Below are 15,338 nucleotides of genomic sequence, written 5' to 3'. Positions count from 1 at the left end.
ATTCTCCTTGTCTTTAGTTGATATTTTTACAGCTAACTTGATCGCCATTACCGAAAAATAATACAAGAAAAATAAGACAAGGGGACTGTGTGATTTATCTCTATCCTGCCAACAAAATGGAGCATTTGTTGCAGCTTTATCTTAAAATCCAACAGCTCGAACCATTACCTATTTTTGAAAAAGAAACCCTCGTTGTTCAAAATGCTGGCATGCAGCATTGGCTGAGTATGTCACTGGCCAACTCACGTAAAATAAGCTTTAATTTTAGTTACGCGTTACCAGCTCAGTTTTTATGGAAGCTAGCTAGAACGGTAGCTGGCGAAGAGAATGTGCCAGATGAAACCTTATTCTCTCGAGAGGTGTTAAGCTGGCGTATCTTAGCGCTTTTAATGAGTGATGAGGTGATTAATGATGAAGATTTTGACCAAGTCACTCAGTTTTGGCGCGGTGAAAATGTTGAACGATTACAGCAACAACGATGCTACCAGTTGGCTTGTCAATTAGCCGATTTATTCGAGCAATATTTAATCTATCGACCAAAGTGGATTGCTGCTTGGAATAAAGGCGATTTAAGTTGTCAGCAAGATGAGCAAATCAGCTTGACTGATGCCAACCAACAGTTAATGCGTTGGCAAGCAAAACTCTGGCGGTTATTAACGCGTGAAGTTACCTACGATCCGCAAGTTATTATTAAACACGCTATCGCTAATCTTGGCCAAAATAGCGATAAATTACCCAAGCGCATCGCCTTTTTTGGCATTAATGCCATGGCGCCAATGTGGTTAGATTTTATTAATGCGATTAGTGAACATTGCCAAGTTCACTTTTTCCACCTCAATCCCTGTGCCGATTATTGGGGCGACATTCAAACCGAAAAGCACGCGTTTAAACATATTGACCAATGGCTATCGCAAGATGAGCTATCGGCGTTATCCACTAATCCGCTGCTCGCTAACTTAGGTCAGCAGGGCAAAGAGTTTTTGAGTTTGTTGCAAAATTATTCGACCATCAATATCGACGCGTTTGATGACGTTGAAGAAACGAAAGATATTGCTGAGCAAAGTGTGCTATCGCTTATTCAACGCGATATTTTGACGTTAACAGATGCCCGTCAGCAACAACAAACCGTTAAAGATCATTCGATAACCATTACCCGAGCTCATAGTGCAATGCGTGAAATTCAAGGCTTGCATGACTGGTTACTACACCAATTTAATCAAGATCCCAGCTTAACGCCAAAAGATGTCTTGGTCATGTGCCCAGAAGTTGAGCATTACGCGCCATACGTTAATGCGGTGTTTGCCCGAGGTTGGCAAGAACTCTCAGACGATGTGCCACCGCTACCGTGTTCAATAGCGGATCGGGTTTCAAAAAATGCCGAGCCAGTTGTTGCCGCGTTTATCGATTTATTAAGGCTGCCCGACAGCCGTTTCCAGGTCAGCCAAATTCTTGGATTTTTGCGAGTCGAGCAGGTTAAAACAAAATTTGAACTTGACGACGACGACCTAGAAAAAATCGCCCAGTGGTTAGAAATAGCTTGTGTTCATTGGGGGCGAGACAGCCAACACAAAGCTGATGTATTAAACCTTACTCAAGCAAGCGAAAGTTTTACATGGCAACAAGGATTAGCAAGACTTGTTCGCGGTTTCGCCTATCAAGATGAAGATGTTATTTGGCATGAACAATTATTACTGAGCAATGTTGAAGGCAGTGAAGCACTGTTATTGGGCAAACTGATGTTGATTGTCTCTTTGCTCGAGCAGCATACCAAGCAATTATCACAAGCAAAACCTGCACAACTATGGGTCAGTTATCTGCATCAATTTGTTGATGATTTTTTCCTTGAGCAAGATAGTCAGAAACTGCTGATCTTAAAAGATGCAATTAATCTATTTGCCGATTACACCGACGCGGCGGGTTATGATGCTTTGATCAGCCTTGGTGTTGTTCAGCACTTTTTAAATAATCACTTTAGTGTGCCTGATCCCGGCCGCCAATTTATGATTGGTCAAGTGACGTTTTGCTCTATGGTGCCGATGCGTTCAATACCTTTTAAAATCATTGCTGTGCTTGGCTTAAATGATGGTCAGTTTCCACGTCAGCGTCAGCCGTTAAGTTATGATTTAATGGCGCAAACCCCGTTTATGTTAGGCGATAGATCAAGGCGAGGAGATGATAGATACATGTTTCTAGAAGCCCTCGTTTCTGCCCGGCAAGCGCTGTATTTAAGTTATCAAGGCAATAGTTTGAAAAACAATGCAGTGCAGCAGCCTTCGATTGTGTTGAAAGAACTGATGGATTATCTCGCCCATGGTTATGGTTGGGATGTATTCGACAGCGCCGATGATATTCGCAAACTGCCTATGCAGCCATTTTCTGTCGAGAACTATCAGGGGGAGTTTGCTAGCTTTGATAAAAATTGGTTGGCATTAGGCATGGAACAGCCAAAAGCACAAGATTCAAAAGCTCAAAACTTGCCAATATCTACTGATACCCTGAGCCTAGATATTACCGAGCTGGTCAGGTTTTTTGATCATCCTGCAAAATACTTTGCTCGTCATCACCTGAATTTATATTTAACTGATAATAATACGGTACTTGATGATGTTGAACCGTTTGCCGTAAGCCGATTAGACGCGTACCAATATCGCGAGTTGTTGCTCGATGCCTACTTAAGTGGCGAAGCGGTAGATACCGATGCGGTTGCACAACAGTTATATCAACAGCAAAAACTCAGTGGTCGTTTGCCAGATCTACCGACAACGCGCTTAGAAGTGAATCAATGGCAACAAGATGTCGATGATTTCTATCAAATGCTGCAATCGTTAGGCATTGATCAGGCAAGTGATCTTGCGCTTGAATATCAAACGCAAATCACCCTCCAAGATGGCCAGACTATCTCGGTACAATTAACGGGTACAGCACAAGTTATTGACAAGTTATGTGTGGTTTATCGCCAAAGTGAGCCAAAAGCTAAAGATATGCTATTGATGGTGCTCAGCCAATTATTACTCCAAGCAGGGCAAACAAGTCACCATGGTGAACTCTGTAATATTGGTGAGGTGACGACTAAAGGGATTTACTTTAATACTAAATCTCAACGTATTGATAGTTTTGATTGCCAGCATATTCCTGAGCCAAACGCATTGCTAGATGGCCTTATTGAGATCTTTTTATTAGGTCAACAACAAGCGTTGTTAGTCAATTTAGCATTGGCTGAGAGGATCAATAAAGCGAAAGAGTTCACCCAACAAGTCTTTGAAGAGTTTTGGTGTGATAGCAACTTGTTTAAACCGTTTAGTGAAGATGAGTATATGCAATACGTTTGGCCAGAAACGCCGTTAATTGAAGCGATTCCAGAGCAGATCCAGTTGGTCTGTGACTGCTTATCTCTGGCGGCTAAACAGCGAAAAGCGCGAGGTAAAAAGTAATGGCAGAGCAGTTACTACAAGCCGAATCCATCCCGCTTAAAGGTTTACATTTAATTGAAGCCAGTGCTGGCACTGGCAAAACGTATAATATCACCAGATTGTATTTGCGTTTATTAATCGAGCAAAAGTTAACGGTTGAGCAAATTTTGGTGATGACGTTTACCAAAGATGCCACGCAAGAGTTAAAAGGGCGGATTGACGATACCATCCGAGATGCATTGCAAAATTGGTCAAGCTTGATCATTGACGATCCATTCTATCAAGTGCTTGGTCAACAAATATCAGAGCAAGAAGCAAAGCTATTGTTAAAGCGTGCATTACTGTTTATTGATGAAGCGGCTATTTTTACCATACACGGTTTTTGCCAACGGGTATTAAACCAATATGCGTTTAATGCTCAAATATCGCTTGATGCCACACTTAGCCCCGATATGCAAACGCCAATGCTGCAAGCGGTGCAAGATTGGTATCGCCAGTTAGCAAGTCAAGATGAACAGGCTTTTATCGAGCTGACCAGCTTTTGGCAAACACCAGAAAAGTTTATTGAAAGTTTTGCGAAAGCGATTTTGCAAAATATCCCAATCAAATTAATTGATAGCCACGCGATCAAACAAGGCTTTTTAACCGTGGTTAAACAAGCATTGGACGATATTGAAAGCGCCAACGATTTGCTCTATCAAGTCCTCATTGACAGCAAAAAGGGCAAAGATCGCGACACCCGCATTAGTGAGCTCGAGCAACTAAAACTGTGGCTTACAAGCTGTTTAGACAACTTTGATCACAGCCAAACCGATATACCGATTGCTTTTGCCGATGGCAGGCGATTTTCTCGCTCCCCTCATAAAGCCGAGTTGGTTGAGGTGTTTAGTAAGCTAACTGACGTTAAAAAAATGCAGGGTAGTTTGGCGCAAGATTTAGCCAAAGCACAGGCCTATGTGATTGCAAGCACGGGTATTTCGCAGATCAAGCAATTGATCTGTGCAGAAAAGTCACAGCAAAACGTGTTAGGCTTTGATGATTTGGTTGAAAAACTTGCCCAGTGCGTAAAATCAGATAACGCGTTAGCCGAGCAACTATTTAACGATTATCCCGTTGCTTTGGTCGATGAATTTCAAGATACCGATAGCGCACAATACACCATTATCAACGAGATTTACGGCCAACAAGATGACGCTTGTGTCTTTATGATTGGCGATCCTAAACAGGCGATTTACGGGTTTAGGGGCGGTGATGTCTTTGCCTATTTGCAGGCGCGGCAGCAGTGTCAATTTCACTGGGTAATGGATACTAACTGGCGCTCGAGTCAAGGCATGATCAACGCCTATAACCGGCTGTTTTACGGTAATGTTATCGATCAAGCGCCAAATGATGTTTTTAAATACAATATTGCCTATCAGCCGGTCAATGCCTCGCCTAAAGCTAAACCAGAATTGGTATGTCAGCAGCAATATAAGCCATTGCAAATTATTGATTTTGTTAGTGATGCGGTGGTTAAACAAACGAAACGCGTAGATATGGCAATGTGGTGCGCCAATGAAATTAATCGCTTACTTAACGAAGAGAATAGTCTTAGCGCTAAAGATTTTGCCATCTTAGTGCGTGATGGCGGTGAGGCGAGGCAAATTAAAAAGGCGCTCGATGATCTTGGTTTAGCCTCAGTGTTTTTGAGTAATCGTGAAAACCTGTTTGACTCAAATGAAGCTAGGCAACTCTATACCTTACTGCGCGGCGTCATCGAGCTTGAAAATGAGCAATATTACAGCGCGGCATTAACTACCCAATTTCTTGGTTATCACGCCGATGCTTATTTAGCCCTGCAACAAGATGAAATGGCCTGGCAAGCGCAACGCCAAACCTTTGAAACCTTACGTGATGTTTGGCTCAGTCAAGGGTTTATGCCAATGGCGTTAACCTTTTTACACGACTACTTTAGGTTATCGAGCGAGCAAAAAGATCGGCTGTTGACCAATGTGTTGCATTTGTTCGAAATTTTGCAGGAGGCGAGCAGCACCCACAGGTTACCACAAGAATTGTTGTTTTGGTTTGAACAACAGCTCAATGCCAACACTAGCGCTAATGAGGCTGAACTTCGGTTAGAGTCAGATGCGAATTTAATCAAAATCGTTACGCAGCACGGCTCAAAAGGTTTGGAATATCCCGTGGTTTTTGTGCCATTTGCCACGCGTTATAAAAATCCGCTACGCATTGGCTCGCGCAACGTCAGTTTAATTGAATATCACGAAGCCAATGGTGATAAGGCTACTAGTTTAGGTGGCAACGACGAGCAAAAACAAGCGATGCTCAACGAAGCTCATGCTGAAGCGGTACGTTTACTCTATGTCGCTATTACCCGAGCAGAGCAGCGTTGTTATTTATTAGCTAGTAATTTTGAACAGGCTGCCTATTCTCCACTGGGGTTAACGTTAGGGGTAAAGGCCAGTGATAATTTATCACAAACACTGATTGACTTGGCGAATAGTCAAAGCGATATTGGCTATCAAGCGATTGATTTTATCGATGTTGAATCAGCACCCATTAAGCCAATTGAAACTCAAGAACAACAAGTTAGCGCTGTTAAGGTGGCTGAGTTTATCGGCAAAATAGAACGCGATTGGTGGCTCAGCTCATTTACGGCGTTAAGTCGCAATATGCGTCATCAAGGAATATCCGCACCCGATCGCGACGAAGTCGATGTTGAGCAAGTAGGCCAAAATACTGACTTATCCTTGCGCTTTACCTTAACTAAAGGTGCCCAAGCCGGTAACTTACTCCATGAAATGCTTGAGTATAATCGCTTTGATGCGCCAAATTGGCACGATGGCTTGGTAAAAAATCAACACAGATACCAAGATATCTTATCGCAAGCGCAAATCCCTGCGATGGCAAGTTGGCTAGATGAAATTGTAACCACGCCACTTGCCCAGCAATTACAAGAAACGAACGCGTTTTGTTTGGCAGATATCGATGATAATAAAACCATTCGCGAATGTGAGTTCTATTTCCCAATGGAACAAGCCAAGTTATCGGCTTTGATCGAGCTGCTAACTAAGCATCGACAAACGAACCCATATCGGACATCAGCTTATAATAAGCGTGTCTATTTACCGTTTATCAAACAATTAAAGGGCATGATGCACGGTTTTATCGATTTAGTGTTCGAGCATAATGGCAAATATTATGTTTGTGATTATAAGTCGAGCCATTTAGGTGAACAGCTCAAAGATTACCGTAGCCAAGTAATTGCTCATCACGTTGAAGAGCACCATTACGATCTGCAGTACTTAATATACTGCTTGGCATTGCATCGCTATTTATCGACCCAGCTGCCTGATTACAAGGTGGCCGAGCACTTTGGTGGTATTTATTATTTATACTTGCGTGGCATGAGCCCAACTAGCGAGGAAAATACCGGTGTATACTATCGCGATATTTCGGAGAATGAGTTGACGCAGTTAGATAAGATCTTCGCTAGCGCAACAAACACTGTAGTAGGTGCAACGGATGATTAGTGCAATCGATGCGGTAGCAATGCCGTATAGCAGTTTCCAACAAGCAAGTAACATGCTTGCTGATTTACAGCCAATCGACTATTTTTTTGCCGAGCACGTTTGCCAAACACTGGCTACAACGAATGCCTTGGTTTTCCACCTGGCAATTGCCACTCATCAATCGCTACAACAGGGGCACAGTTGCCTGCCATTATCCGTGGTTGCTGAGCGTACTATGTGGCAGATAAAAGATAGTGAGGCGCTAGAAAATGAAAAAGCCGGATTTAGCTTTGGCTCACTAGCAGAATTGACCTCTGTATTAGGGCAATTTCCCGAATTACTTGAACATACGGCGATGCTAGTGCTCGATAATCAACATTTGTATTTGCGCCGATACTATTTGTTTGAACAGCAACTTCGCCAGTATTTAACGGCAAAACTCAACAATCACAACAATATTAGTACTGAACAAATTAAATCGGTAGTTAATCAGTTGTTTACTGAATCAGCTGAACAAGCAATAGATTGGCAAAAAGTCGCGGTTGCTAATGCGTTAAATAAAGATTTTGTTGTTATTGCCGGTGGGCCTGGCACGGGTAAAACCTATACGGTAACTAAACTACTGGCCGCTTTGATTATGCTGCATCAGCAAACCGAGGCAAATGCTCGGCTCAATATCGCGTTAACCGCGCCAACGGGTAAGGCGGCTCAGCGCTTATCTGAATCTATTTTGGCCGCAATCAAAGGCTTTACAGGGCAAATTGACCAAGCGGTATTAGACGAAATCCCAAGCCAAGCTCAAACCATTCATCGTTTATTAGGCGTTCGGCCAAATAGTGTCAATTTCAAATATCATCAAGATAACTTATTACCGATTGATGTGCTCTTAGTCGATGAAGCGTCGATGATTGATTTAGCATTGATGACTCGGATCTTTCGCGCCTTACCAAATCACACAAAAGTTATTTTATTAGGTGATGCCGATCAACTGCCGTCAGTTGCTAGTGGCAGCGTTTTAGCTGATATCGCGCCAAGGCCACATCGCGGCTTTAGCCCGCAAAATAGTGCATTTCTGAGTACTGTATTAGCGCAAGATGTTACGTCACTTACAGCAAAAGATCCTAGTAGGACAAGTGATCATCTAACCATATTACAGCACAGCCGGCGCTTTGATGGTCAAGGTGGTATTGGTGTGGTGGCAAAACATGTGATTAACGGCGAGGCCAAAGCCAGTTGGCAACGATTAGTTGATGATCAATCTGGCCAAGTAGGTTTGATTACCCAAGCCAATATGAGCTGGCTAGATCAACACATTCAGCAATATTATCAGCCCTTGTTAACCATGACGGATATTTCACAAGCTTTTGCCCAATTGAGCCAATTTAGGATTTTAGTGGCGATGCGAAAGGGCCAACTTGGTGTTGAAAATATCAATGAACTCGTGGTTAAACATTTAGTAGAACAGCAACTCATTGATGCCGGTCAAGCCTATAAAAAATCGCCGTTGTATCATGGTATGCCGATCATGATCACCGAAAACCATCACAAATTGGGGTTGTACAATGGTGATATTGGTTTAATTTGGCAACAAGGTGAGCAGTTAGTTGCCATTTTTGAGCAAGTCGATGGTTTTAAAACGGTCATTCCATCGCGCTTACCAAGCTATGAATTGGTTTACGCAATGACCATACATAAAACGCAAGGTAGTGAGTTTACGCATGTATTAATGGCACTACCAGAGAACACTAACAATAAACTGCTCACACGTGAGCTGTTATATACCGGTATTACCCGTGCGAAAAAACAGCTGTCGATAGTTGGCGACTTTGACGTTTGGCAACAAGGTGTGCAAGCTAAAGTCGTCAGATATTCTCAATTAACACTTTAACTCCAAGTAAATAATTAAACAGGTAAATAATGATTCTTATTGATATAGACAAAGCAACGTATCGCAAACACTTAAATGTCGTCATTGTCAGTTTTGTGCTCGGTTTTGCTCTTTTGTCGCTCCTTTTTGGCCAATTGCTAATTAGTCAGTTTTCATCGGGTATCGAAGGGGAAAGTCATTTTCGCTTTAACCTGATTGGTGTGGTAATTGGCTTAGCCATCTCTAGCTTTGTGCTTAGCCATATGCGTAAACATGAGTATTTCAAAGAGATCTATTACGTGTGGCAGTTGAAACAATTACAAAACGCGATTTATCGCAAAGTGGCTAAAATTAAACCTAAAGCGCTAGCAGGTGATATTGATGCGCTACAGGTGATGGATTTTTACTATCGCAGTTTAGCGCAAGTTTATGAGCTAGATAACAATACTTTGACGATGAATGAACTTGTTAAAAATCATCAAATTATTAAAGATAAAGCTCAGGAATACCACATTAACCTTGAACAAACGCGTTTTGATAAGGCCGTTTTATCAAAGTTTTAGCATATGCAGTAACGGTATCGTGCAGACCTCTGTTATGAGTTTAATGTCGACACGATGAATGAATTAACACCGGTACATTTTGACAACAGGTTTAATAATAACGATGAAAAAAACACTTGTATTGTCTGCCATACTTGGCAGTTTGACCTTAAGTACACCGCTAATGGCGAAAGAAGAATTTGCCATTGCCATCCACGGTGGTGCTGGCACTATCTTGAAAAAGAACATGACGCCAGCAAAGCAAAAAAAATACGAACAAACACTACTCAAAGCGGTTAATACAGGTTACGCGTTACTAGAGCAGGGTAAAACTAGCCAAGAAGCTGTTATCGCGGCAATCCAAATCCTAGAAGAGTCACCATTATTTAACGCAGGCAAAGGCGCTGTTTATACCTTTGATGGTCATCATGAACTCGATGCCTCCATCATGGATGGTCGGACCTTAAATGCCGGTGCTGTTTCAGGGGTAAAAACCGTAAAAAGCCCGATTGCGCTTGCTGAAAAAGTGATGGAAGAATCGGTACACGTTATGTTAAGTGGTGAAGGCGCTGAACAGTTTGCTAAAGAAAAAGGTTTAGCCCTCGTTGATAACAGCTATTTTAATACCGAAGCGCGTTATAAAGCCCTGCAACGCGCTAAGAAAAAACTTGCAGAAAAAGAGCGTGAATTAAAAGATTTTCAGGCGGCTCATGAAACATTACCCAACAATTACAAATACGGCACGGTTGGCGCAGTCGCCCTTGATAAATCAGGTAACCTAACCGCAGGCACATCAACCGGCGGTATGACTGCCAAACGCTGGGGCCGCGTTGGCGATGCACCAATTATTGGTGCAGGTACTTATGCCAATAATGCAAGTTGTGCCGTTTCTGCAACAGGTCACGGCGAGTACTTTATCCGTTATCACGTAGCGGCCGATATTTGTGCGCGTATGCAATATCAAGGTATTTCACTCAACGCTGCCGCGAATAAAGTGGTTAACGATGTGTTAGTTGAAGCCGGCGGTAATGGTGGCGTTATAGCGATCGACTCACAAGGCAATATTAGTATGCCGTTTAATTCGGCCGGTATGTATCGCGCCAGTCGCAGTGCAGGGCAAGCGCCGTATGTTGCGATTTTTAAAGACAAAAATAAATAATGCCTGTGCTAGGGTGTAATAAAGTTTACACCCTGGCGATAGAGCAAAAATTTTTTTTCAAAATATGTAAAAAATGTCGTGAAATATGAATGGTTTGTGTCTACAGTAAAAGTGAGGTGAGTAAAATTAAATACCAAGTGAATCAAATATTTGATCACTCAGCGAGATTTAAAAGGCTTTTAGACAAGGCTTTGATTGCCGATAATGGTTATTCCCTTATCAAAATCAGTAACGAAGTATAAAAGCATTTTAAACTCGCCCTTGGGAGCTCGTCAGAAAAGTGATAATTTCGCAAATTTACTTGATGTAGAATGACTACACCTGCATAAATTTTCTTTATTCTAACTTCCCTGACGTAGCTCTGAGTCGGTCAAATATTTATTTCAATTGGTATAAGCATAAAAAGAGATAGAGTATGGAATCTGTTCAAGTTAAAGAATACATGAATCAATACCCAGTAACCTTTACACCGGAAATGAGTGTTGAGGAGGCGTCATTGAGGTTTTTAAAAACTAAGCAAATAGGTGGTCCGGTAATTGATCGCAACTACCGTTTAGTTGGCTTTTTATCGGAAAGCGACGTACTCGAAAAAATGCTTAAATCTATTTATCACAATGCGCACATTGCTAACGTGGGTGATATCATGCGCACCGATGTACTTGCAGTAAAAACCTATGATTCGATTGTCGAATTAGGCCAAGGCATGGTAGCGAATAAACCTAAAGTGTATCCGGTCGTTGATGACGACGGTAACCTCAAAGGCACGATTTCACGCAATGACGTGTTAAGGGCGATTGATTTACACATGCGTGAGAGCTTTAAAGTGGGTGCTTAATTAATCACAACTTGCATATTTAACTGAAAAGAGGGGCGTTTAAGCCCCTTTTTTACTGCAATTTATGTAATGAAATGCTAGTATTCAACCACTTATGTTAACCTTCTTTTGCATTTTTCATGTCTTCGCCTGCAGATATTACCAAACAACTTTTCCAAACTTTAAAAGACGTTAAAGCATCCGATTATGGCTTGTTAAGAAGCAGGCTTAATGGCGTCAAAAAAATAAAAAATAACGATAAACAAGTAAAAACTCTAGCCAAAATTGCTGACGACATTTCTCGCTCGATTCAAAATAAAGCATTTAAGCTAGCCAATAAGCCAAAGGTTAAATACCCCGATGGCTTGCCGGTTTCTCAATCGGTTGAACAAATTAGCCAAGCCATTGAACAAAACCAAGTGGTGATCATTGCTGGTGAAACTGGCTCGGGTAAGACGACTCAAATCCCCAAAATTTGTTTAGACTTGGGGCGCGGCGTAGAAGGGCTTATCGGTCACACCCAGCCACGGCGAATTGCCGCACGCACCGTTGCTAATCGCATTGCCGAAGAGCTAGGCAGTACACTTGGCGATAAAGTTGGCTATAAAGTGCGGTTTAACGATCAGGTTAGTGACAATTCGTACATTAAGCTAATGACCGACGGTATTTTACTCGCTGAGATGCAAAAAGATCGTTTGCTGCGCCAATACGACACCATCATTATCGATGAAGCCCATGAAAGAAGCTTAAATATCGATTTTATCTTGGGTTATTTGCGCCAAATTCTGCCAAAACGTCCAGATCTCAAGATCATTATTACTTCGGCAACGATAGATCCCGAGCGTTTTTCTAAACATTTTAACAACGCGCCGATCATTGAAGTTTCAGGTCGTACATATCCCGTAGACATTCACTATCGGCCACTTAGCGAGAGTGACGATAGTGATGTGATTTCTGGCATTATTAACGCGGTAGATGAACTTTCGTCGCTAGGCCAGGGCGATATCTTAGTGTTTTTAAATGGCGAGCGAGAAATTCGCGATACCGCCGCCGCGTTAACGAAAGAGAACCTGCGTGACACTTATATTTTGCCATTGTATTCGCGGCTAACCGTGCAAGAGCAAAACCGAATATTTGCGCCTCATACGGGGCGAAATATCGTACTAGCAACCAATGTTGCCGAAACCAGTTTAACCGTGCCTGGCATCAAATATGTCATAGATCCTGGCACTGCGCGGATTTCACGTTATAGCTATCGCACCAAAGTTCAGCGTTTACCCATTGAGCCAATTTCACAAGCAAGTGCTAATCAGCGAGCAGGGCGTTGTGGTCGTGTTTCAGAAGGTGTTTGTATTCGCCTTTACAGTGAAGAGGACTATTTAGGTCGACCAGAGTTTACCGATCCTGAAATTCTACGTACTAACCTAGCAACGGTTATTCTACAAATGCTAGCGTTAGATTTAGGTAACATTAGTGATTTCCCATTTGTTCAAGCGCCAGATAACCGAAACATTAATGATGGTATACGTCTGCTTGAAGAGCTGGCGGCGATCTCAAGCGATAAAGGCGTTACTCAACTTACTCAAACAGGCCGGTTATTATCGAAGTTTCCCATTGATCCACGATTAGCCAAAATGGTGTTAACCGCAACCGAGCTTGGTTGTAGTGGCGATGTGGTAACCATTGTTAGTGCCTTGAGCATTCAAGATCCGCGTGAGCGCCCACATGAAAAGCAGCAAGCGGCTGATGAAAAGCACGCGCGTTTTAAAGACAAGCAATCAGATTTTGTTAGCTTGCTCAATTTATGGCGTTATATTGGCGAGCAGCAAAAGGCCTTATCGAACAATCAATTTCGCAAGCTTTGCCAAAAAGAATATTTGTCTTACATTCGGATTCGAGAATGGCAAGATATTGTCGCCCAGTTAAAGCTCAGCTTAAAAGAAATCCATCAACCCTACAGCTTTGCTGATATTGAAGACGAAAGTAAACTGGCGTTAATTCATCAATCGATATTATCGGGCTTATTGAGCCACATTGGTCAGCTCGATGAAAATAAAGAATTTAAAGGTGCCCGAGGATCAAAATTCTATGTTTTCCCCGGCTCGGCGTTAGCGAAAAAACCGCCGAAATGGCTAATGGCGGCAGAGCTAGTTGAAACCAGTCGATTATTCGCTCGTATGGTCAGTAAAATTGACCCATTATGGCTAGAGCCGCTGGCAAAACACCTACTTAAGAAAAGTTATAGCGAGCCCCATTGGGAGAAAAAGCGCGGTTGTGTGATGGCTTATGAGCAAGTCAGCTTATATGGCTTGATTATCGTGCCGAAACGTAAAGTGGTGTTTAATCAAATAGAACCAGCAACCTGTCGTGAAATTTTTATCAATGAAGCATTGGTCAATGGTGACTCAACAATTCAAGCTGATTTTGTTAAGCACAATAAAAAACTCGTTGCTGATATTGAAGCGCTCGAGCAAAAAGCACGGCGTAAAAACTTTTTAATTGAAGAATATCAATTAGCACAGTTTTTTGAACAGCGACTGCCCAAGCAGGTGATTTGCCAGCGCAGCTTTTTGTCGTGGTGGAAAAAAGAGAGTAAAAAGCAACCTAAGCTCTTACATTTCACTAAAGCATTTTTGTTAAATGAAGACGAAAGTGTAGTCACCAAGGAGCAATATCCAAATATTTGGCAACAAAATAACTTGAGCTTACCGCTTACCTATCACTTTAGCCCCGGTGATGTCGATGATGGTATCAGTGTTAATATTCCGGTTGGCATTTTAAATCAGGTTGAAGATCACGGCTTTGATTGGCTGATCCCAGCATTGCGCCTTGAATTGATCACCGCAATGATCAAAGGCTTGCCAAAAACACTGAGAAAGAACTTTGTGCCTGCGCCAAATTACGCCCAAGCTTGCTTTGATGCCATTGCGCCGGGCGAGTTATCAATGAATGCTGCGGTCGCTAAACACTTATTGAGAATGAGTGGCATTCGCTTACCAGAAGATTGTTTTGATCACGTCGAGCTGCCTATTCATTTAAAGATGAACTATAAAGTGCTAAACGAGCAGGGCAAAGTACTAGATCAAGGACGTAACTTGGCTAAGTTACAAGCAAAGCTTCAAGGCAAGGTAAAAGCCTCTATTAAAAAAGTGGCCGATAAGGGGATTGAGCGCAAAGATATTACTGAGTGGGATTTTGCGTCACTGCCAAAATCTTACGAGAAGAAAATCGCCAATATGTCGATAAAAGCGTTTCCTGTCTTGGTTGATCATAAAACTTCGGTCGCCATCGAGCTGATGGAGCAAGAATCGCTTGCCGAGCAAGAAATGATCAAAGGTATGAGTCGATTAATTTTACTCAACACGCCGTCGCCGATTAAATACCTGCAAGAAAAACTGCCAAATAAAACAAAATTAGGCATGTACTTTAACCCCTTTGGCTCAATTGGCCAGTTACTTGATGACTGTATTCTCGCCGCTTGCCAGGCATTATTGCTCGATTTACCTGCTTTACCAAATGACAAGAAAAGCTTTGAGCAAGCTAAAGATCACGTGCGAGCAGAAATTGCTGATACAGTACTGAGCGCGGCAATTAAAGTTGAGCAAGTGTTAGCCCTTAGCCATGAAATACGCAAAAAGCTCAAAGGCAATGTTGGCTTGAATATGATCCAAGCGCATGGCGATATTAAAGATCAGCTTGAGCGTATGGTGTTTAAAGGTTTTGTTACCGCATCAGGTATTAACCGACTAGACGATATGATTCGCTATTTGAATGCAATAGGCCGTCGACTAGAAAAACTGCCAATCGATCCGAATCAAGATCGCTTAAAAATGCTCGACGTTGAAAAAGCTGAAAACGCCTATCAGCAGTTACTCGCTAAGCAGAGGAAAGACTTGCCCAAACCAAAAGATTTACTGGAAACGCGTTGGATGATAGAAGAGTTAAGAGTGAGCTTGTTTGCCCAGAATTTGCGCACCGCTTATCCGATTTCCGTAAAGCGAATTATCAATCATTTGAAGTCGCTCAGCTAACGATTA

Annotated in this window: 7 protein-coding genes; all 7 read left to right on the top strand. The window is 42.3% G+C overall.

All coding sequences use genetic code 11. The features are described from left to right. The first annotated feature begins 89 nt into the window (after positions 1-89). The 7 genes from recC (at position 90) to hrpA (ending at position 15,332) form a co-directional block, all read left to right on the top strand. A complete protein-coding gene (recC, locus tag LP316_RS11605) occupies positions 90-3,431 on the top strand; it encodes an exodeoxyribonuclease V subunit gamma (protein WP_193021323.1) in 3,342 nt (1,113 codons plus the stop codon). After that, complete coding sequence (gene recB, locus LP316_RS11600; RefSeq protein WP_193021322.1) at positions 3,431-6,940, top strand: exodeoxyribonuclease V subunit beta; 3,510 nt, start codon at positions 3,431-3,433, stop codon at positions 6,938-6,940. Before recC ends, recB begins: the two co-directional genes overlap by 1 nt. Beyond that, a complete protein-coding gene (gene recD, locus LP316_RS11595) occupies positions 6,933-8,807 on the top strand; it encodes an exodeoxyribonuclease V subunit alpha (protein WP_193021321.1) in 1,875 nt (624 codons plus the stop codon). Before recB ends, recD begins: the two co-directional genes overlap by 8 nt. A 29-nt stretch (positions 8,808-8,836) precedes the next feature. Next, on the top strand, positions 8,837-9,349 hold the full coding sequence (locus tag LP316_RS11590; RefSeq protein ID WP_193021320.1) for a DUF3087 family protein: 513 nt from the start codon (positions 8,837-8,839) through the stop codon (positions 9,347-9,349). 103 nt (positions 9,350-9,452) lie between these two features. Then, positions 9,453-10,487, top strand: coding sequence for an isoaspartyl peptidase/L-asparaginase family protein (locus LP316_RS11585; protein ID WP_193021319.1), 1,035 nt, complete (start codon positions 9,453-9,455; stop codon positions 10,485-10,487). A 415-nt stretch (positions 10,488-10,902) separates the two neighbouring features. Beyond that, positions 10,903-11,322 carry a CBS domain-containing protein gene (locus LP316_RS11580; protein WP_193021318.1) on the top strand — a complete coding sequence of 140 codons (420 nt, stop codon included), beginning with the start codon at positions 10,903-10,905 and terminating at the stop codon, positions 11,320-11,322. Between the two features lie 119 nt (positions 11,323-11,441). Continuing rightward, the gene (gene hrpA / locus LP316_RS11575) at positions 11,442-15,332 is read left to right on the top strand and encodes an ATP-dependent RNA helicase HrpA (protein WP_193021317.1); all 3,891 of its coding nucleotides are present in this window, start codon (positions 11,442-11,444) and stop codon (positions 15,330-15,332) included. Positions 15,333-15,338: the final 6 nt, after the last annotated feature.

Source organism: Thalassotalea sp. LPB0316 (assembly GCF_014898095.1).
Classification (GTDB): domain Bacteria; phylum Pseudomonadota; class Gammaproteobacteria; order Enterobacterales; family Alteromonadaceae; genus Thalassotalea_G.
This window is presented reverse-complemented; position numbering and strand designations above follow the sequence as displayed.